The sequence below is a fragment of the Mesorhizobium sp. B2-8-5 genome (genome assembly GCF_006440675.2).
In the GTDB taxonomy this organism is placed as follows: domain Bacteria; phylum Pseudomonadota; class Alphaproteobacteria; order Rhizobiales; family Rhizobiaceae; genus Mesorhizobium.
The window spans coordinates 664,409-682,434 of record NZ_CP083951.1 but is presented as its reverse complement, the minus strand read 5'-3'; the positions used below and the strand labels follow the sequence as shown (position 1 = coordinate 682,434).

Below are 18,026 nucleotides of genomic sequence, written 5' to 3'. Positions count from 1 at the left end.
CGATTCGCCATCGCTCCGCAATTCTGAATTCTTTAGGTCCGCAGCACGCCGCCCGTCTGCTTGTTGACGTTCTCGACGATGCGCTTTGCCAGCGCCTCGAAATCCTCGTCGGTCAGCGTCTTTTCGACCGGCTGGATCGACACTTCGATGGCGATCGACTTCTTGGCCGCCCCCAGCGAGGCGCCTTCGAACACGTCGAACACCGAAACGCCGGTGACCAGCTTCTTGTCGGCGGCTAAAGCCGCACGCACCAGCGTGCCGGCCTCGACCGTCCGGTCGACGACAAAGGCGAAATCGCGCTTCACAGCCTGGAAGGGCGAGAGTTCCAGCTTCGGCTTGGTGCGCGTCGGCTTGGCCTTCGGCTCCGGCACGGCGTCGACGAAAACCTCGAAGCCGCAGAGCGGACCGGACACGTCCAGCCCGTCCAGCGTCTTCGGATGGAATTCGCCGAAGGTGCCGAGCACAGTCTTGGGGCCGAGCTTGATCGTACCCGAGCGCCCGGGATGATACCAGGCGGGACCACCCGGCTCGATCTGCAGCCGGTCGACCGGCGCGCCGCAGGCCTCGAGCGCCGCGATCGCGTCCGCCTTGGCATCGAACACCCCGACCGGCCCGGCATTGCCGGCCCAGCTGCGCCCCGAACCGTCGAGCTTGGCGGTGCCGCGCCGCACACCAGCGGCGACGCGCCGCTGCTGTTCGGGCGCATCGCCTTCATAGGTGCCGGAGACCTCGAACAGCGCCACGTCGCCGATGCCGCGGTCGGCATTGCGCTGCGCGGCCGCGATCAGGCCGGGCAGCAGCGACGGCCGCATGTCGGACATGTCGGCGGCGATCGGGTTGGCGAGCTTGAGCCCCGTCTGGCCGCCGCCGAACAGCTCGGCATGCTTTGCCGGGATGAACGACCAGGTGACGGCCTCCATCATGCCGCGCACGGCCAGCGCGCGCTTGGCCGCGCGGGTGCGCACCTGCAGCGTGGTCAGGATCCTGCCGTTGACGGCGTCATGCGAGGTCAGCGGCTGCGGCGCGATGTTGTCGACGCCATGGATGCGCATCACCTCCTCGACCAGGTCGGCCTTGCCGTCGACATCCGGGCGCCAGGACGGCACCTCCACTTTGACGACGTCGCTCAGTCCTTTCGGCTCGAAGCCGAGCCGGGTCAGGATGCCGAGGGCTTCCTCTCTCGGCACCTCGATGCCGGTCAGCCGTTTCACTTCCGACAGCGGGAACGAGACGATCTTCGGCTTGTGGCCGGCATAGCCGGCAACCTCGATTTCAGAAGGCGTGCCGCCGCAGAAATCGAGCACCAGCTTGATCGCCAGCTCCACGCCCGGCACCATGAATTCCGGGTCCACGCCGCGCTCGAAGCGGTAGCGCGCATCGCTGATGATGCCGAGCGCGCGACCGGTGCGGGCCGTGGTGATCGGATCCCAGAGCGCCGATTCGATCAGCACGTCGGTGGTGTTCTCGTCGCAGCCCGAATGCTCGCCGCCCATGATGCCGGCGATCGATTCCACGCCATTGTCGTCGGCGATCACGCACATCTCCGGCGTCAGCGTGTATTCGCGCCCGTCCAGCGCCAGCACCGTCTCGCCGTCCTTGGCGCGGCGCACCACGAGGTTGCCGGCGACCTTGGCGGCATCGAAGACATGCAGCGGCCGGCCGCGGTCGAAGGTGACGTAGTTGGTGATGTCGACAAGAGCGCTGATCGGGCGAAGCCCGATGGCGATCAGCCGCTGCTGCAGCCATTTCGGCGACGGGCCGTTCTTGACGCCCTTCACCAGCGTCAGCGCGAAGCCGGGGCAGAGCTCAGGCGCCTCGATCGTGACCTTGACCGGGCACAGGCCATCGCCGGCATGCGGCATGATCCCGCCACCGGTGAGCCGGCCAAGCCCGCTCGCCGCGAGGTCGCGCGCGATGCCGTAGACGCTGGTCGCGTCCGGCCGGTTCGGCGTCAGGTTGATCTCGATCACCGGATCGTCGAGATGCGCGTAGGCCGCGAAGCTGGTGCCGACCGGCGCGTCCTGCGGCAAATCGATGATGCCGTTATGCTCGTCGGAGATTTCCAGCTCGCGCTCCGAGCACATCATGCCGTGGCTTTCGACGCCGCGGATCTTGCCGACCGAGAGCGTCACGTCGATGCCGGGAACATAGGTGCCGGGCGCCGCGAAGGCGCCGATCAGGCCTGCGCGGGCGTTGGGCGCGCCGCACACGACCTGCACCGGCGGCTTGCCGTCGCCGGTGTCGACGGTCAGCACGCGCAACCGGTCGGCGTCGGGATGCTGCACCGCAGTCAGCACCTTGGCGATGACGAAGGGCTTCAGGCCGGCCTTGTCGTCGACATGCTCGACTTCGAGGCCGATCGCGGTCAACCGCTCGACGATTTCGGCCAGAGAGGCGTCGGTCTCGAGATGGTCCTTGAGCCAGGAGAGGGTGAATTTCATGGTTCTGTTCCGTTTGGTCCTTGCCCGTCCGACCCTTGTTGGTTGGGGCGGGGCACGCTGGTCTTCAGATGTCTGGGCAGATCGTCCGGCATGTGCAGGAAGGGCAGCTGCTCACGCACATAGGCATGCAGCGTCGGCTTGAAATAAGCCGGCATGTCCATGGCGCCGAGCATGAAATAGATCTGGTTGTCGAGCCGTTGGTCGATATAGGCGATCGGCGAGCCGCAGATGCCGCAGAACGAGCGCTCCACCGGACCGTTGCGGTAGCTTTTCAGCGATTTGCCGTTGAGCGCGACCTTGTCGGCCATGAAGCCGACAAAGGCCGACACCGGCGCGCCCGTGGCGCGCCGGCAATCGCCGCAATGGCAATAGCTGATGTGGTGCGGCTCGGCCGAAGCCTCGAACCGCACGGCGCCGCAGCGGCAACCCCCGGTGTGGGGTGCGGTCATGTCGACAATCCCCCGAACAGCGTCGGCAGGTCGAGCGGCCTGAAGCCGTAATGCGAAAGCCAGCGCACGTCGGCGTCGAAGAAGGCGCGCAGATCCGGCATGCCGTATTTCAGCATGGCGATGCGGTCGATGCCCATGCCCCAGGCAAAGCCCTGATACTCGTCGGGATCGAGCCCGCCGGCGCGCAGCACGTTGGGGTGAACCATGCCGCAACCCAGGATCTCCATCCAGTCGGTGCCTTCGCCGAAGCGCACTTCGCCGGGACGCGAGCGGTCGCACTGGATGTCGACCTCGAGGCTGGGTTCGGTGAACGGGAAGAAGGACGGGCGGAAGCGCATCTTGACCGACGGCACCTCGAAGAAGGCCTTGCAGAACTCCTCCAGCACCCACTTCATGTTGGCAATATTGGCCGACTTGTCGACCACCAGCCCCTCGACCTGATGGAACATAGGCGAGTGGGTGGCGTCGGAATCCTGCCGGTAGGTCTTGCCGGGGATGACGATGCGGATCGGCGGCTTCTGCCGCTCCATGGTGCGGATCTGCACGGGCGAGGTGTGTGTGCGCAACAGTTTGCGCTCGCCCTTCTCGTCCGGCTGGAAGAAGAAGGTGTCGTGCATTTCGCGCGCCGGATGCCCCTCGGGGAAATTCAGCGCGGTGAAATTGTAGTAGTCGGTCTCGATATCGGGGCCTTCGGCGATGGCGAAGCCGAGATCGCCGAAGATCGCCGCGATCTCGTCGATCACCTGGCTGATCGGATGGATGCGGCCACGCTCGGCCGGCGACTGGCGAACGGGGAGCGTGACATCGACCTTCTCGGCAGCGAGCCGGGCGGCGATTGCCACATCCTTGAGCTCCGCCTTGCGCGCGGCGAGCGCCTCGGTGACGCGGTTCTTCAGGCCGTTGATCGCCGGGCCCTTCACCTGGCGCTCCTCGGCGCTCATCGCGCCGAGCGTCTTCAGCATTTCGGAAACCGAGCCCTTCTTGCCCAGCGCCGAGACGCGCACCGCCTCAATCGCCGGCTCGTCGGCCGCGGCCGCGATTTCGGCTAGAAGGGAATTTTCAAGTGTATCCAAGCCGGTAGTTGCGTCGTTCACGGTCAAACTCGCTTCGTTGGAAATCACGCTAAAGGTGAAAATCACTTTAAACGTGACAGGTCAGGCGCAAAAAAGAACCCGCGCCAGCCGTGCCAGCGCGGGTTCCCCAAATCAGTACTAAAAATGCTTGGGAAGCGCTGGCTTAGGCGACAGCGCTCTCAAAAGCATTCGGCGTGGTGTTCTTCAGATATTCGAGCGCGACCTTGGCCTTCGCGACCAGCGCGGCGAAAGCCTGCGGCTCGTGGATGGCCATGTCCGAAAGAACCTTGCGGTCGATCTCGATGCCGGCCTTGTTGAGGCCGTCGATGAAGCGGCCATAGGTCAGGCCGTGCTCGTGCGTCGCGGCGTTGATGCGCTGGATCCACAGCGCGCGGAACGAGCGCTTGCGGTTCTTGCGGTCGCGGTAGGCGTACTGCAGCGACTTTTCCACCGCCTGCTTGGCGATGCGGATGGTGTTCTTGCGGCGGCCGTAGAAACCTTTGGCGGCCTTCAAAACCTTCTTGTGCTTGGCGTGGGCGGTGACGCCTCTCTTTACGCGTGCCATGTCATGATCTCCTTAAAAAGCAATTCCAGGAAAAGTGTCTAGCGGTTTTCCGTTCGGAATTGCGTCAAACAAATGCGTCCAGGCCGAATGCTCAGAGGCCGTTCGGCAGAAAATTCTTGATGACCTTCTTGCCGTCCGGTTCAGCCAGAACCATCGTGCCGCGGGCATCGCGAATGAACTTGTTGGAACGCTTGATCATGCCGTGGCGCTTGCCGGCGGCAGCCGACAGCACCTTGCCGGTGGCAGTAATCTTGAACCGCTTCTTGGCGGCCGATTTGGTCTTCATCTTGGGCATTTTGCTACTCCGTATTGGTGGCGCACCATCGCGCTTCTTTTTCGCTTCGGGCCGACCAAAGCCCGAAAAGCAAATGAAACCGCCACGGCATGCCCTGCCGGGCGGTTTTCTTGGAACGGCGGTCCTATAGATCAAACAGGGCCGGTGCGCAACACCTGAAGCCATGCGACGCGCTGTCCTCGCCGTGCGCCGGCGGGAACGGTTGAGATTCAGGTCAGGCCGAGTCGAAAATGGTGGGTTCCGAGAACCGGAGCGGAGCGTACTTTTCGTACGTGAGCACCGGAAGCGCAGGAAGCCGCCATTTGCAGGCCGACCTCACCTGAAGATCACCGTTCCTACGGCAGCGTGAACCACACCGGCAGCATCCCCGACTGCTGCATGCCGTCGATCAGTTCGAAGGCCGGCAGCGCGACAAGGAACACCAGCCCGTCGAGCAGCGTGTTCAAGAGCAGGCGGGGCTTGAAGCTGCCGGTGTCGCCTTCCTGGTAGAGCGAAAGGTTCGGGAAGAAGCGCGGCACCCTGGCGAGATAGGCCTGGTAGGGCGCGCCGAGCACTTCCTTGAGATACCGCTCCTCGCGCAGGATGACGATGTGGAAGGCGCCGGCGCAGAGCAGCGAAAACAGGACGATGCCGCTGAACGAGCCGATCTGCGCGCCGACGCCGGCGGCAGCAACCGTCGAAAACAGGTAGAGCGGGTTGCGGGTGATCGAATAAGGCCCGCCGGTGACCACTTCGGCCGACTTGCGCCCGCCGATATAGAGCGTCGACCACAGCCGCCCGACGATGCCGAGGAAGATCAGAAGCACGCCGAACATCTCGATCGACTCATGCATCGAGGTCTCGGGCGGAAAGCTCGATTGGCCGAACAGCAATGCGCAGAACAGCACCACGATCAGCACCGCCAGCACGATCCGGCGCATGTGCTGGTAGCCGCCCAACCCTTCATTCTGGTTGTCGGCCGGGACCTTCATTTCATCGACCATGACCCATCCGATCGCATTTTGCTCGCGATCGGGAAACCCGATCATCGATTTGTTCGCGATCGGATGGAAAACAGCGCCCCGCCGATCGCCGGGACGCCGTGCCCGGCAATTCGGGCGGATTTTAGAGCGGGATACGAAGAGCCCGGCAACTCTCGAAACCGTGATAGACGCGACGCTTTGACGGCCGCGCCTTTCCCGGTCAGCGCGGCGCCAGCACCATCATCATCTGACGGCCTTCGAGCTTCGGCTCCGCCTCGACCTTGGCGATCGTCGCAACTTCCTCGCGCACCTTGTTCAGAAGCTGCATGCCGAGTTCCATATGCGCCATCTCGCGGCCGCGGAAGCGTAGCGTCAGCTTGACCTTGTCGCCTTCCTCGAAGAAGCGCCGCACGGCCTTCATCTTGGTCTCGTAGTCATGGCTGTCGATGTTCGGGCGCATCTTGATCTCCTTGATCTCGATGACCTTCTGGTTCTTGCGCGCTTCGGCCGCCTTCTTCTGGTTGGCGTATTTCAGCTTGCCGAGATCGAGGATCTTGACGACCGGCGGTACCGCGTTGGGCGATATCTCGACCAGATCGAGCCCGGCCTCTTCGGCCAGCAGCAATGCGTCGTTGATGGAAACATCGCCTCGGTTCTGGCCGTCGGCGTCGATAAGCTGGACCCGGGGCACCCGGATGTCTCGGTTGGAGCGCGGCCCGTCCTTGGTGGGTGCCGCTGCTTTGAAAGGTCTGCGAATGGTCGTGGTCTCCTCGGCCGTTTCGTTCTGGGTTCTTTAGACAAAAATAGGTGGACGCGCCTATGTGGTGAGCGCGGGGCGTGAGTCAATAGCATAGCCCCGCCGGAAAATCACCTGCCGACTGGCAATTGTCTGCACCAAGCAAAGAAATGCCGCGAGCACTTTTCGTTGAACCACCGCCTGTGCCAAAAGACCGGCCGAGAGGACAAGCTCATGGCCGCCAGCGCTCCGGTTTTCATCGATGTGGACGGATCGGACATCGCCGTCAGGCAGGCGCCTGGCGCGGCGCCCGGCGTGGTCTGGCTGGGCGGCTACAAGTCCGACATGCTGGGCACGAAGGCGGAGACGCTTGCCGCCTGGGCCACGAGCGAAGGTCGTGCCTGTCTGCGCCACGACTATTCCGGCCATGGCGAATCGGGCGGCGCGTTCGCCGACGGCACGATCTCCAGATGGCTGGCCGAGAGCCTTGCCGTCTTTCGCCGGTTCAGCCAGGGCAAGCAGATACTGGTCGGCTCCTCGATGGGGGCGTGGATCGCGCTGCGCATGGCGCAGGAGCTGCGCAAGGCGGGCGACACGAGGGTTGCCGGCCTCGTTCTGCTCGCCCCGGCGCCTGATTTCACCATCGAGCTGATCGAGCCGGTGCTGACCGACGCGCAGCGCCGCGATCTCGAGGAAAAAGGCTTCTTCGCCGAGCCGTCCGACTATTCGGACGAGCCTTACATCTACACGCGCGCGCTGATCGAGGATGGCCGCGCCAACCGGGTGATGACGGGGCCGATCGACACCCATTGCCCGGTGCACATCCTGCAGGGCCTGGCCGATCCGGACGTGCCTTCGGGCCATGCGCTGAAGCTGGCCGCGATGCTGCCCGCCGACGACGTGACGCTGTCGCTGATCCCGGACGGCGACCATCGCCTGTCCCGCCCCGAGGATCTCGATATGCTCAAGCGAGCCGTAGGCGACATGGTCAAGCGGGCCGCGGGATAATGCGCATCTCCATCCCGATATCCGCCTTCGTCGCGGCGATCGTCGGCTTCGGCGGCACGCTGGCCCTCGTCATCGCCGCCGCCAAGGCGGTCGGCGCCACGCAGATCGAGACCGCAAGCGGCGTGACGGCGATCTGCCTGGCCATGGTCGTGGAATGTCTGTGGCTATCCTGGCGCACCAAGATGCCGGTGATCACCGCATGGTCGACGCCCGGCCTGGCGCTGATCGCGGCCTCCAGCGGTTTTACCATGCCGCAGGCCGTCGGCGCCTTCATCGTCACCGGCATCCTTTTGGTCGCCACCGGCCTGTTCGGACCGCTGACCCGGCTGATCGCGAAGATCCCGGCCTCGGTCGCGTCCGGCATGCTGGCCGGCATCCTGGTGAGCTTCGCCGTCAATGCGGTGAAGGCCATTCCAGCCGACCCTTGGCTGATCCTGCCCTTGATCGCCGCCTTCTTCGTCATCCGCCTGTTCAACCCGGCCTTATCGGTGCTGGTGGTGCTGATCGGCGGCGGCCTCGCCGCTTTCCTTACTGGCCGCGTCGGCAGCCTGCCGGCGCCGGAACTGTCGACATTGACGTTCATTGCGCCGCAATTCACCGCCTCGGCGATCATCGGCCTTGCCCTGCCGCTCTATCTGGTCACCATGGCATCCCAGAACCTTTCCGGCCTCGCCGTGCTGCGCGCCGCGGGCTATCATCCGGAGCCCGGTCCGCTGATCGGCGTCACCGGTCTGTTTTCGCTGCTCTCGGCGCCGTTCGGCGCCGCTACCACCAATCTTGCGGCGATCTCGGCCGCCATCTGCACCGGTCCCGATGTCCATCCCGACCCGGCCGAGCGCTGGAAGACCGGGCCGTTCTACGCGCTCGCCTATCTCATCTTCGCGATCTTCGGCGCCTCGCTCGTGGCGATCTTCGCCGTCCTGCCGCAAAGCCTGATCGTGCTGGTCGCGGGGCTCGCCTTGACGGCGCCCTTGGCCAACGCGCTGTCGATCGCGCTGAAGGACGAGGCCGAACGCATGCCGGCCACCGTCACCTTCGCCGTGACGGCTTCGGGGCTCACGCTCTTCGGCGTCGGCGCCGCATTTTGGGGGCTGGTCGCCGGAATGGCAGTGCTTTTCCTCGAGAAGCTCAAAAAGCGATAATCATTTCAGGTGCTTCGCCGGTTTTGGCCGGGTTTGCCTTGAATAGCCGATTTCGCCTTCCCATTTCGATTCCACGCAGCCGGTTTGGCTGTCTCCAATGGAAGGATTGGGAGAAAATGAACACAAGTGCATTGATCCGTCCGGCCTGGACGCCGGCCACCATCGCGCTGATGGTCATCGGCTTCATGGTGTTCTGGCCGCTCGGCTTCGCCATGCTCGCCTACATCATCTGGGGCGATCGGTTGGAAGGCTTCAAGCGCGACGTCAACCGCGCCACGGACGGCATCTTCGCCGGCTGCCGCCGCGGTTCCGACAAGGCGGCCCGCTGGGGCCACGGCTCGGCCCGCACCGGCAACGTCGCCTTCGACGACTGGCGCGAGAAGGAACTCGAGCGCCTCGCCGAGGAGCGCCGCAAGCTCGACGAGATGCTGACCGAGTTCGATGACTACGCCCGCGAACTGCGCCGCGCCAAGGACCAGGACGAGTTCGACCGCTTCATGGCGAACCGCAACAAGTCGACCGCGCCGACCACCACCGGCTCGACCGACAAGACCGCTCCCAAGCGCGGCAAGGGCACGACCCTGCTCGACGACTAAGATCCGGCGACAGGTCTTAGGCTGATAAAACGGCGTCGCGCGAGCGGCGCCGTTTCTTTTTTGTTCTCCATGTGCCTTCCCTCCACTGGCCGTTTTTTTCGAATCGCGTATCGTCCAGCCATGACCCTCGGCTTCTTTCGCAATCTGACCAAGCCAAAGCCCACGCCTGTCGTGGAGCGCGAACATTGCGTCGCCGGCCGCACACTGCCGCTGAAAATCGTCGAAAGCGCCAGAGCCCGGCGGCTCACGCTGCGCATCGATTCGGGCGGCCAGGGCCTGCGCGTCACCGTGCCGCCGGGCCTGCGCCGGGGCGAGGTGGAGAAATTCCTCGACCGCCATCAGGACTGGCTGGAACAGCGGCTGGCCAAGGTGCCGACGAGGCCGCAGGTGCGCCCGGGCATCAGGATCCCGATCCGCGGCGTGCCGCACCGTATCGTGCATGAGTCTTCGAGGCGCGGCACCGTCACCGTCGCGCGCGACGAGCGCGGCCCGCTCCTGATCGTCCATGGCGAGCGCATCCACCTGCCGCGCCGCATCGCCGATTACCTCAAGCGCGAGGCCAAGAAGGAGATCGAGAAGCTGGTGGTGAAGCACACCGAGGCGATCGGCAAGCGCGCCAAGGCGATAAGGTATAAGGATACCTCCAGCCGCTGGGGGTCATGCACCTCGGAGGGCAATCTCTCCTTCTCGTGGCGCATCATGATGGCGCCGCCGGCGGTGATAAACTACCTGGTGGCGCATGAGGTGGCGCATCTGAAAGAGATGAACCACGGCCCGAAATTCTGGAAACTGTGCGAGAAGCTCTGCCCCGACACCGACCGCTGCAAGGACTGGCTGAAGCGGAATGGTGGGGCGTTGCAGGCGATTGTGTTCGAGTAGCTACTCTGATGTTGCGCGCGGATGCGCGCGCAACATCTAGACGCCGAGTTCCTTCGCGCCCCCCTCTGCCCTGCCGGGCATCTCCCCCACAAGGAGGGAGATCAGCAGCTCGGGCGCCTCGCTCTTTCTGTAATGTTGGTGATTGGCGAAAGCCGGCGTTAAATCCAATCTCCCCCCTCGTGGGGGAGATGTCCGGCAGGACAGACGGGGGCGCTGTCCCGCCGACGCTTGCCGGGTTCACGGCATAAGCAGTTTCAATCGTCATTCGCCGCATTCAGTTCCTCCGGCCGCAGTCCTTCCTCGGAATGCGGCCAGGGCAGGAAATTCCGATCGAACGCGTCGCTGCTGAAATACTCCAGCGCCCGGTGCGCTTCGGCGCCGTTATAGGCGGCCTTGTCCATCAGATGCGCGATCACCTCGCGCGCCTGCGCGATCTTCTGCTTGAGTTCGGCGACGGTCCGGTCGGCCATGCTTATCGTTCTCCCGCCTGTGGTTCCTATATCAACGTAGTGTTTTCCGCAGAACCGGCAACAGCATGCTTTTTCTCGACTCTTTGGCCGTTTCGTGCCAATCCCGCGCCATGACGCTCGACATCAAGATCTGCGGATTGAAGACCGACGCCGCGATGACCGCCGCGCTTGCCGGCGGCGCCAGCCATGTCGGCTTTATTTTCTTCGCCAAGAGCCCGCGCTATGTCGAGCCCGCTGAGGCCGGGCGCCTGCGCGAAGCGGCGCGCGGCAAGGCCAAGGCGGTCGCCGTCACTGTCGATGCCGACGATGCCTTCCTCGACGAGATCGTCGCCAAGATGCAGCCGGACATGCTGCAACTGCACGGCTCGGAAACGCCCGGGCGCGTGGCGGAGCTCAAGGCCCGCTATGGCCTGCCGGTCATGAAGGTGTTTTCCGTCAGCGAGGCAGCCGACCTCGAGCGGATAAAGCCGTTCGTCGGGATTGCCGATCGTCTCATGTTCGACGCCAAGCCGCCGAAGGGATCGCAGCTTCCGGGCGGCAACGGCGTCGCCTTCGACTGGCGCGTCCTTGCCGGCCTTGACGCCGGGCTCGATTACATGCTTTCCGGTGGGCTAAACGCCGCCAATGTCGGCGATGCCCTGAGACAGGCCAATCCGCCCGGAATAGACGTTTCGTCCGGCGTGGAAAGCGCTCCGGGCGTCAAGGATCCGGCGCTGATCGAGCAGTTTTTCCGGGCCGTCAGGGCCGCGCGCGACGACCGCGCCGCCTGAAGCACAATTCACACTAGGAGATCGGCGATGAACAAGCCGGCAATGCCCAATTCCTTCCGCACCGGCCCCGACGAGCAGGGCATGTTCGGCATTTTCGGCGGTCGTTTCGTCGCCGAAACGCTGATGCCGCTGATCCTCGATCTGGAAAGGAACTGGAACGAGGTCAAGAACGATCCAGAGTTCAAGGCCGAATTGCAGAACCTGTCGACCCATTATGCCGGGCGGCCATCAAAGCTCTATTTCGCCGAAGGGCTGACGAAGCATCTCGGCGGCGCCAAGGTCTATTTCAAGCGCGAGGACCTCAACCACACCGGCTCGCACAAGATCAACAATTGCCTCGGCCAGATCCTGCTCGCCAAGCGCATGGGTAAGAAACGCATCATCGCCGAGACGGGTGCGGGCCAGCACGGCGTGGCTTCGGCAACCGTCGCCGCGCGCTTCGGCTATCCGTGCGTCGTCTACATGGGCGCCACCGACGTCGCCCGCCAGAGCCCCAACGTCTTCCGCATGAAGCTGCTCGGCGCCGAGGTGCGGCCGGTCACCGCCGGCCACGGCACGCTGAAGGATGCCATGAACGAGGCGCTGCGCGACTGGGTCACCAATGTCGAGGACACTTACTACCTGATCGGCACCGCCGCCGGCCCGCATCCCTATCCGGAGCTGGTGCGCGACTTCCAGTCTGTGATCGGCACGGAAGCCCGCGCCCAGATGCTGGAGCAGGAAGGCCGGTTGCCCGATGTCATCATCGCCGCCGTCGGCGGCGGCTCCAACGCCATCGGCCTGTTCCATCCCTTCCTCGACGACAAGGATGTGCGCATCATCGGCATCGAAGCAGGCGGGCGCGGTCTCGACGGCATCGAGCATTGCGCCTCGATGAATGCCGGCAAGCCAGGCGTGCTGCATGGCAACCGCACCTATCTGTTGCAGAACTCGGACGGCCAGATCCTCGACGGCCACTCGATCTCGGCCGGCCTCGACTATCCGGGCGTCGGCCCCGAGCATTCCTGGCTGCGCGATTCCGGCCGCGTCCAGTATGAGCCGATCCTCGACGACGAGGCGCTGGAAGCCTTCCAGCTCACCACCCGGGTCGAAGGCATCATCCCGGCGCTGGAATCGGCGCATGCCATCGCCCACGCGATGAAGATCGTGCCCAAGATGGACAAGGACCAGATCGTCATCGTCAATTTGTCCGGCCGCGGCGACAAGGACGTGCACACGGTGGCGAACATGCTGGGCATGGAGATCTGACAATGACCACCCGCATCGACCGCCGCATGGCCAAGCTCAAAGCCGAAGGCCGCCCGGCTTTGGTCACCTATTTCATGGGCGGCGACCCGGACTACGATACCGCCTTGGCCATCATGAAGGCGCTGCCGGGCGCCGGCAGCGACGTCATCGAGCTCGGCATGCCCTTCTCCGATCCGATGGCCGATGGCCCGGCGATCCAGGCGGCCGGTCTTCGAGCGCTGAAGGGCGGCCAGACGCTGGCCAAGACGCTGAAGCTGGCGTCCGAATTCCGCGCCGGCGACGACGAGACGCCGATCGTGCTGATGGGCTACTACAATCCGATCTACATCTATGGCGTCGACCGCTTCCTCGCGGATGCCAAGGCGAGCGGCATCGACGGCCTGATCGTCGTCGACCTGCCGCCGGAGATGGATGAGGAGCTTTGCATTCCGGCGCTGAAAGCCGGCGTCAACTTCATCCGGCTGGCGACCCCGACCACCGACGACAAGCGCCTGCCCAAGGTTTTGGAAAACACCTCCGGCTTCGTCTATTACGTCTCGATGACGGGCATCACGGGCTCGGCCTTGGCCGACACCGGCAAGGTCTCGGCGGCTGTCACCCGCATCAAGGGCCATACGGCGCTGCCGGTCTGCGTCGGCTTCGGCGTCAAGACCGCCGAGCAGGCGCGTGTCATCGGCGCCTCGGCTGATGGCGTCGTCGTCGGTACGGCGATCGTCAACGCGATAGCCAATGTGCTTGGACCGAAGGGCGAGAAAACCGCCGATCCGGCCGAGGCCGTCGCCACTTTGGTCAGCGGCCTTGCCCAGGGCGTCCGCTCGGCCCGCCTTGCCGCCGCCGAATAGCCTGACTATTTGTTCTTGAGCAATTCCGGCCGGAAAACCGCCACAGACTTTTCCTGGAATAGCTTGAAGTTCTTTCCAGGACAGGAGCCGAAGCCATGAACTGGATCACCAATTACGTCCGCCCGAAGATCAATTCGATGCTCGGCCGGCGCACTGACATGCCGGAAAACCTCTGGATCAAGGATCCCGAGACCGGCGAGATGATCTTCCACAAGGATCTCGAATCCAACCAGTTCGTCATCCCGGCTTCCGGCCACCACATGAAGATCTCGGCCAAGGAGCGGCTGAAATACTTCTTCGACGACGGCAAATACGAGGTGTTGGAAAACCCCAAGGTCGTCCTCGATCCGCTGAAGTTCCGCGACGAGAAGCGCTACACCGATCGCCTGAAGGAGGCGAAGGCCAAGACCAGCCTCGAGGACGCGATCCTCAACGGCGCCGGCACCATCGACGGCCTGCCGGTCATCGTCACCGTGCAGGATTTCGCCTTCATGGGCGGCTCGCTCGGCATGGCCGCCGGCGAAGCCATCGTGCATGCCTTCGAGGTCGCGCTGCAGCGCAAACGGCCGCTGATCCTGTTCGCCGCCTCCGGCGGCGCCCGCATGCAGGAAGGCATCCTGTCGCTGATGCAATTGCCGCGCACAACGGTCGGCGTCGACCGGCTGAAGGAAGCCGGCCTGCCCTATATCGTCGTGCTGACCAACCCGACCACCGGCGGCGTCACCGCCTCCTACGCCATGCTGGGCGACGTCCAGATCGCCGAGCCCGGCGCGCTGATCGGCTTTGCCGGCCCGCGCGTCATCGAGCAGACCATCCGCGAAAAGCTGCCCGATGGTTTTCAGCGCGCCGAGTATCTGATGGAACACGGCATGGTCGACATGGTCGTCTCGCGCCTCGAGATGCGCCGGACCATTTCCCAGCTCTTGAAGATGCTGCTCAAGATGCCGGAGGCCGAGAAGCCGGAGATCCTGCCGCCGGCGGTGGTCAATGCCGAGGCGCGGCCGCAAGCCTGACGCGATATCGGCCCGACGCGACATCGCTCGCCGCGAACCGCGATTTGCGCCGCCCGTTGCGTGCTGTAGCCTCTGATTTGCGCATGGCCGTTCTGAAACCGATTCCCGGTTTCGGGACCGTGCGCTAGGATTCCATCATGACAACGCTTTCCGCCGAACGCGAAATCGAACATCTGATGACGCTGCATCCGAAAGGCTTCGACCTTTCGCTGGACCGTGTCACGCGGCTTCTCGAGCGCCTCGGCAATCCGCAGGACCGGCTGCCGCCGGTCATCCACATCGCCGGCACCAACGGCAAGGGCTCCTGCGCCGCCTTCTCGCGCGCGCTGCTGGAGGCGGCCGGCCATCTCGTTCACGTCCACACCTCGCCGCATCTGGTGAACTGGCACGAACGCTACCGGCTGGCGGACGAAGGCGGCGGCAAGCTCGTCGATGACGATATCTTCGCCGAGGCCATCGCGCGTGTCGCCGAGGCCAATGGCGGCCAGAAGATCACCGTCTTCGAGATCCTCACCGCCGTCACCTTCATCCTGTTTTCGGAGCACCCGGCGGAGGCGGCGATCATCGAGGTCGGCCTCGGCGGCCGCTTCGACGCCACCAATGTCATCAAGCGGCCGGCGGTTTCGGTGATCATGCCGATCTCGATGGACCACGAGGCCTATCTCGGCGACCGCGTCGAGCTGATCGCCGCCGAAAAGGCCGGCATCATGAAGCACGGCTGCCCGGTGGTGATCGGCGCCCAGGAAAGCGACACCGCGCTTCAGGTGCTGATCGAGACGGCCGAGCGGCTGGATTGCCCGACCGTGGTCTATGGCCAGGATTTCCTCGCTTTCGAGGAGAACGGCCGCATGGTCTATCAGGACGGGGACGGGCTGATGGACCTGCCCTCGCCGCGCCTGCCGGGGCGCCATCAATACGCCAACGCCGCCGCGGCGATCGCCGCCGTCAAGGCGGCCGGCTTCGAGATCGGCCACCGCGCCGCCGAGCGGGCGATGACCCAAGTCGCCTGGCCGGCGCGCATGCAGAAGCTGACGCAGGGCAAGCTCGTCGACCTGGCGCCGAAGGGCGCCGAGATCTGGCTGGACGGCGGCCACAATCCAGGCGCCGGCATCGTCATCGCCGAGGCGCTGGCCGAGCAGGAGGAAAAGAACCCGAGGCCGCTGGTCCTGATCTCCGGCATGATCAACACCAAGGACCAGACGGGCTATTTCAGCGCCTTCAAGGGGCTGGCCCGCCATGTCTATACCGTGCCGGTGAACAACAGCGACGCCGGCGTGCCGAATGATGAGCTGGCCCTGCGTGCCGCAGAGGCCGGGCTGTCGGCCGAGCCGGTCAGCTCCGTCGCCAGCGCGCTGATGCTGTTGCGTGACAGTTGGGACGGCCCGGCACCGCGCATCCTGATCGGCGGCTCGCTCTATTTCGCCGGCGCCGTGCTGGCCGAGAACGGCACGCCGCCGACCTGAAGCGATCAGCATGGCGTGTTGGATTTCGGCGGGGGTCGAAAGGAACCGGCCATGATCAAGGTGAAGCAGCTTGCCCATGTCTGCATCTTCGCGCATGACTTGGAGGAGACGCGCCGCTTCTATCGTGACGTGCTCGGCATGGACACGCGGTTCAATTTCCTGCGTGACGGCAAGATCTTCGGCTTCTACCTCGATTGCAGTGGCCGCAGCCACGTCGAGGTGTTCGAGAAAAGTGAAGCCAGCTACAGCGACGCAAACCAGATCAACCACTTCTGCCTTGAGGTGGAAGACATCGATGCGGCGATCGCTCACATCCGGTCGAAAGGCGTCGCGGTGACGCCAAAGAAGCTTGCCTGCGACGACACGTTCCAGGCCTGGATCGCCGATCCCAACGGCGTGAAGATCGAGCTGTTCGAATACACCGCCAAGAGCGCGCAATTCGCCGGCGGCGACCGCATCGCCGACTGGTGATGGAGCTATGCATCGCCGGCGTGAGCAATTGAACTTAGACGGCAAGATGCATCGCGGCGGGCAGCGCCAGCGAGAGCCCTGACAGGAAAAGCAGAACAAAGACGATCTTTCGCATCGTCCCTTGCGACAATGACGGTGGCCAGCGGCGCGCGGCATAGGTCATCAGCATTACGGCCGGTATGGCGAGGACGAGCGCGACAGGCGACATAGTCGGGAGGTTGCCGCTTGCCATCACCAGGATGAGCCGGACCACCTGCGCGGCACCGAAGGCGGTGACGAGCGTTTCACGGACACGTACGTGCGCCATTGGCTGGCGAAAGAGATGATAAACGAGCGGTGGGCCGCCGGTCGCAAACAGCCCACTCATCAGGCCCGAAACGACACCGAAGCCGACGAAACTCGCATCCGACGACCGTTTTGCCAAGCCGGCGGGCCTGATGGCCAGTTGCAGGCTGGACACCATGATGACCAGGCCGAGTCCGATTTTCAGCAGGTCGGCCCGCGTGTCCGCCAGCCATTCCAACAGGGCATACCCCAAGAGCAGCGAAGGCAGGCTTGCTACCAGGATAAGCCGCAGCTCCCGGCGGGCAATCTCGCGCCAGCCGCCCTGGATCAGCATCTGCGTGGCGTTGACCAGGGTCAGCATGCCGACCATTGCGGCTGCGTCGGGCAGCGGCAGCAAGCCGACAAGCGTAATCGCGCCCATCATCACCAGGCCGAAGGCGAAGCCTGTCAGGGTCTGGACATATGCGGCCACCGCCGCAAAACCGGCAAAGGCGAGGAGAGATGCTACAGTCACGACATCCCGCACGGGGCCGAAATGGAACCGTGCAAGCCGGCAACCACGGCCGGCCTACTTCAGCTCGATCTCGATGAAAGCATACTCGCCGTCATTGGCGTTGATGACGTCGTGCTCGACGCCTTCCCGCCGGAAATAGGGCGCGCCTTGCTTCATCTCGGCAAAGGACTCGCCGTCCTTGGTCACCAGCTTCACCTTGCCGTCCATCAGCGGCACGACGACATAGTCGTGGCCATGGCGGTGCCAGCCGGTGTTGGCGCCCGGCGCGAAGCGGTATTCGGTGACGATGACGCGCTCGTTGTCGACGTGCACTGTGGCCTTGGCTGTTCCGGTCATGGCGCTCTCCTTTTTTCTGAAGCAGAGAGTATGACGTGCCTGCGTGCGAGGGCCAGAGCGCGTCGAGCGATGACGCCAAAGAAAAGCCCGGCGCGATTGGCCGGGCTCGTTCTTGAACTTTTCGGATTGGCTCAGGCGAGGCTGCCGTTGATCCAGTGCGACAGCGCGGTCTTCGGCGCGGCGCCCACCTTCATGTCGGCCACTTCGCCACCCTTGAAGATCATCAGCGTCGGGATCGAGCGCACGCCGTACTGCGCGGCTAGCTCGGGATTCTCATCGATGTTGAGCTTGGCGACCTTGATCTTCGCGCCGAGCTCGTTGGCGATGTCTTCCAGCGCCGGGGCGATCATCTTGCAGGGGCCACACCATTCCGCCCAGAAATCCACCACGACCGGCTCCTTGGCGTTGAGCACATCGGCCTGGAAATTGCCCTTGTCGACCTTGACGGTGGCCATGCTGAAATCCTTT

The 18,026-nt window shown here is 64.3% G+C and carries 21 protein-coding genes; 10 read left to right on the top strand and 11 right to left on the bottom strand.

The features are described 5' to 3' along the window. Positions 1–32: 32 nt before the first annotated feature. The 7 genes from pheT to infC all read right to left on the bottom strand — a co-directional run bounded on the left by pheT (position 33) and on the right by infC (position 6,542). Complete coding sequence (gene pheT, locus FJ430_RS03175; protein ID WP_140708529.1) at positions 33–2,441, bottom strand: phenylalanine--tRNA ligase subunit beta; 2,409 nt, start codon at positions 2,439–2,441, stop codon at positions 33–35. Further along, a complete protein-coding gene (locus tag FJ430_RS03170) occupies positions 2,438–2,890 on the bottom strand; it encodes a GFA family protein (RefSeq protein WP_140708527.1) in 453 nt (150 codons plus the stop codon). The genes pheT and FJ430_RS03170 overlap by 4 nt, the downstream gene beginning before the upstream one ends. Continuing rightward, positions 2,887–3,984, bottom strand: a complete 1,098-nt coding sequence (gene pheS / locus FJ430_RS03165; RefSeq protein ID WP_140708525.1) for a phenylalanine--tRNA ligase subunit alpha — start codon at positions 3,982–3,984, stop codon at positions 2,887–2,889. Before pheS ends, FJ430_RS03170 begins: the two co-directional genes overlap by 4 nt. A 142-nt stretch (positions 3,985–4,126) precedes the next feature. After that, positions 4,127–4,528 (bottom strand): 50S ribosomal protein L20, encoded by a 402-nt coding sequence (gene rplT, locus FJ430_RS03160; RefSeq protein WP_042637600.1) that lies wholly within the window; start codon positions 4,526–4,528, stop codon positions 4,127–4,129. 91 nt (positions 4,529–4,619) lie between these two features. Next, the gene (gene rpmI, locus FJ430_RS03155; protein WP_027166935.1) at positions 4,620–4,823 is read right to left on the bottom strand and encodes a 50S ribosomal protein L35; all 204 of its coding nucleotides are present in this window, start codon (positions 4,821–4,823) and stop codon (positions 4,620–4,622) included. 335 nt (positions 4,824–5,158) lie between these two features. Further along, entirely contained in the window at positions 5,159–5,806 is a 648-nt protein-coding gene (locus tag FJ430_RS03150; protein WP_140708523.1) for a methyltransferase family protein, read from the bottom strand. A gap of 199 nt (positions 5,807–6,005) precedes the next feature. Continuing rightward, entirely contained in the window at positions 6,006–6,542 is a 537-nt protein-coding gene (gene infC, locus FJ430_RS03145; RefSeq protein WP_095767981.1) for a translation initiation factor IF-3, read from the bottom strand. A 213-nt stretch (positions 6,543–6,755) separates the two neighbouring features. Between infC and FJ430_RS03140 the strand changes: the two genes are divergently transcribed. From FJ430_RS03140 to FJ430_RS03125, 4 genes are all read left to right on the top strand, one after another. Beyond that, positions 6,756–7,529 carry an alpha/beta hydrolase gene (locus tag FJ430_RS03140; protein WP_140708521.1) on the top strand — a complete coding sequence of 258 codons (774 nt, stop codon included), beginning with the start codon at positions 6,756–6,758 and terminating at the stop codon, positions 7,527–7,529. Then, positions 7,529–8,671: a benzoate/H(+) symporter BenE family transporter gene (locus tag FJ430_RS03135; protein WP_140708519.1), complete on the top strand. Its 1,143-nt coding sequence runs from the start codon at positions 7,529–7,531 to the stop codon at positions 8,669–8,671. The genes FJ430_RS03140 and FJ430_RS03135 overlap by 1 nt, the downstream gene beginning before the upstream one ends. A gap of 116 nt (positions 8,672–8,787) precedes the next feature. Next, entirely contained in the window at positions 8,788–9,267 is a 480-nt protein-coding gene (locus FJ430_RS03130; RefSeq protein ID WP_140708517.1) for a DUF2852 domain-containing protein, read from the top strand. A 120-nt stretch (positions 9,268–9,387) separates the two neighbouring features. Continuing rightward, positions 9,388–10,146 carry a M48 family metallopeptidase gene (locus FJ430_RS03125; protein ID WP_140641790.1) on the top strand — a complete coding sequence of 253 codons (759 nt, stop codon included), beginning with the start codon at positions 9,388–9,390 and terminating at the stop codon, positions 10,144–10,146. Positions 10,147–10,400: 254 nt separating this feature from the next. Here the strand turns inward: FJ430_RS03125 and FJ430_RS03120 are convergent, their stop codons facing one another. After that, positions 10,401–10,616, bottom strand: coding sequence for a hypothetical protein (locus FJ430_RS03120; RefSeq protein WP_140708515.1), 216 nt, complete (start codon positions 10,614–10,616; stop codon positions 10,401–10,403). Positions 10,617–10,726: 110 nt separating this feature from the next. Between FJ430_RS03120 and FJ430_RS03115 the strand changes: the two genes are divergently transcribed. From FJ430_RS03115 to FJ430_RS03090, 6 genes are all read left to right on the top strand, one after another. Next, a complete protein-coding gene (locus FJ430_RS03115; RefSeq protein WP_140708618.1) occupies positions 10,727–11,386 on the top strand; it encodes a phosphoribosylanthranilate isomerase in 660 nt (219 codons plus the stop codon). A 27-nt stretch (positions 11,387–11,413) separates the two neighbouring features. Continuing rightward, positions 11,414–12,634: a tryptophan synthase subunit beta gene (trpB, locus tag FJ430_RS03110; protein ID WP_140641786.1), complete on the top strand. Its 1,221-nt coding sequence runs from the start codon at positions 11,414–11,416 to the stop codon at positions 12,632–12,634. Between the two features lie 2 nt (positions 12,635–12,636). Next, a complete protein-coding gene (trpA, locus tag FJ430_RS03105; RefSeq protein ID WP_140708513.1) occupies positions 12,637–13,476 on the top strand; it encodes a tryptophan synthase subunit alpha in 840 nt (279 codons plus the stop codon). Between the two features lie 95 nt (positions 13,477–13,571). Beyond that, complete coding sequence (gene accD / locus FJ430_RS03100; protein ID WP_140708511.1) at positions 13,572–14,489, top strand: acetyl-CoA carboxylase, carboxyltransferase subunit beta; 918 nt, start codon at positions 13,572–13,574, stop codon at positions 14,487–14,489. Between the two features lie 137 nt (positions 14,490–14,626). Next, the gene (locus tag FJ430_RS03095) at positions 14,627–15,952 is read left to right on the top strand and encodes a bifunctional folylpolyglutamate synthase/dihydrofolate synthase (RefSeq protein ID WP_140708509.1); all 1,326 of its coding nucleotides are present in this window, start codon (positions 14,627–14,629) and stop codon (positions 15,950–15,952) included. Between the two features lie 51 nt (positions 15,953–16,003). Further along, positions 16,004–16,423, top strand: coding sequence for a VOC family protein (locus FJ430_RS03090; protein WP_140708507.1), 420 nt, complete (start codon positions 16,004–16,006; stop codon positions 16,421–16,423). A 34-nt stretch (positions 16,424–16,457) separates the two neighbouring features. Here the strand turns inward: FJ430_RS03090 and FJ430_RS03085 are convergent, their stop codons facing one another. The 3 genes from FJ430_RS03085 to trxA all read right to left on the bottom strand — a co-directional run bounded on the left by FJ430_RS03085 (position 16,458) and on the right by trxA (position 18,013). Continuing rightward, a complete protein-coding gene (locus FJ430_RS03085) occupies positions 16,458–17,222 on the bottom strand; it encodes a sulfite exporter TauE/SafE family protein (RefSeq protein ID WP_140708505.1) in 765 nt (254 codons plus the stop codon). Between the two features lie 54 nt (positions 17,223–17,276). Beyond that, on the bottom strand, positions 17,277–17,558 hold the full coding sequence (locus FJ430_RS03080; RefSeq protein ID WP_027166948.1) for a cupin domain-containing protein: 282 nt from the start codon (positions 17,556–17,558) through the stop codon (positions 17,277–17,279). Between the two features lie 131 nt (positions 17,559–17,689). Continuing rightward, positions 17,690–18,013, bottom strand: coding sequence for a thioredoxin (trxA, locus tag FJ430_RS03075; protein WP_095767992.1), 324 nt, complete (start codon positions 18,011–18,013; stop codon positions 17,690–17,692). Positions 18,014–18,026 lie beyond the last annotated feature (13 nt).

Bases quoted from the DNA above. Each gene is read 5' to 3' on its own strand.
- pheT (WP_140708529.1), bottom strand. From the start codon at position 2,441: ATGAAATTCACCCTCTCCTGGCTCAAGGACCATCTCGAGACCGACGCC.
- FJ430_RS03170 (WP_140708527.1), bottom strand. From the start codon at position 2,890: ATGACCGCACCCCACACCGGGGGTTGCCGCTGCGGCGCCGTGCGGTTC.
- rplT (WP_042637600.1), bottom strand. From the start codon at position 4,528: ATGGCACGCGTAAAGAGAGGCGTCACCGCCCACGCCAAGCACAAGAAG.
- rpmI (WP_027166935.1), bottom strand. From the start codon at position 4,823: ATGCCCAAGATGAAGACCAAATCGGCCGCCAAGAAGCGGTTCAAGATT.
- FJ430_RS03150 (WP_140708523.1), bottom strand. From the start codon at position 5,806: ATGGTCGATGAAATGAAGGTCCCGGCCGACAACCAGAATGAAGGGTTG.
- FJ430_RS03140 (WP_140708521.1), top strand. From the start codon at position 6,756: ATGGCCGCCAGCGCTCCGGTTTTCATCGATGTGGACGGATCGGACATC.
- FJ430_RS03135 (WP_140708519.1), top strand. From the start codon at position 7,529: ATGCGCATCTCCATCCCGATATCCGCCTTCGTCGCGGCGATCGTCGGC.
- FJ430_RS03130 (WP_140708517.1), top strand. From the start codon at position 8,788: ATGAACACAAGTGCATTGATCCGTCCGGCCTGGACGCCGGCCACCATC.
- FJ430_RS03125 (WP_140641790.1), top strand. From the start codon at position 9,388: ATGACCCTCGGCTTCTTTCGCAATCTGACCAAGCCAAAGCCCACGCCT.
- FJ430_RS03120 (WP_140708515.1), bottom strand. From the start codon at position 10,616: ATGGCCGACCGGACCGTCGCCGAACTCAAGCAGAAGATCGCGCAGGCG.
- FJ430_RS03115 (WP_140708618.1), top strand. From the start codon at position 10,727: ATGACGCTCGACATCAAGATCTGCGGATTGAAGACCGACGCCGCGATG.
- trpB (WP_140641786.1), top strand. From the start codon at position 11,414: ATGAACAAGCCGGCAATGCCCAATTCCTTCCGCACCGGCCCCGACGAG.
- trpA (WP_140708513.1), top strand. From the start codon at position 12,637: ATGACCACCCGCATCGACCGCCGCATGGCCAAGCTCAAAGCCGAAGGC.
- accD (WP_140708511.1), top strand. From the start codon at position 13,572: ATGAACTGGATCACCAATTACGTCCGCCCGAAGATCAATTCGATGCTC.
- FJ430_RS03095 (WP_140708509.1), top strand. From the start codon at position 14,627: ATGACAACGCTTTCCGCCGAACGCGAAATCGAACATCTGATGACGCTG.
- FJ430_RS03090 (WP_140708507.1), top strand. From the start codon at position 16,004: ATGATCAAGGTGAAGCAGCTTGCCCATGTCTGCATCTTCGCGCATGAC.
- FJ430_RS03080 (WP_027166948.1), bottom strand. From the start codon at position 17,558: ATGACCGGAACAGCCAAGGCCACAGTGCACGTCGACAACGAGCGCGTC.
- trxA (WP_095767992.1), bottom strand. From the start codon at position 18,013: ATGGCCACCGTCAAGGTCGACAAGGGCAATTTCCAGGCCGATGTGCTC.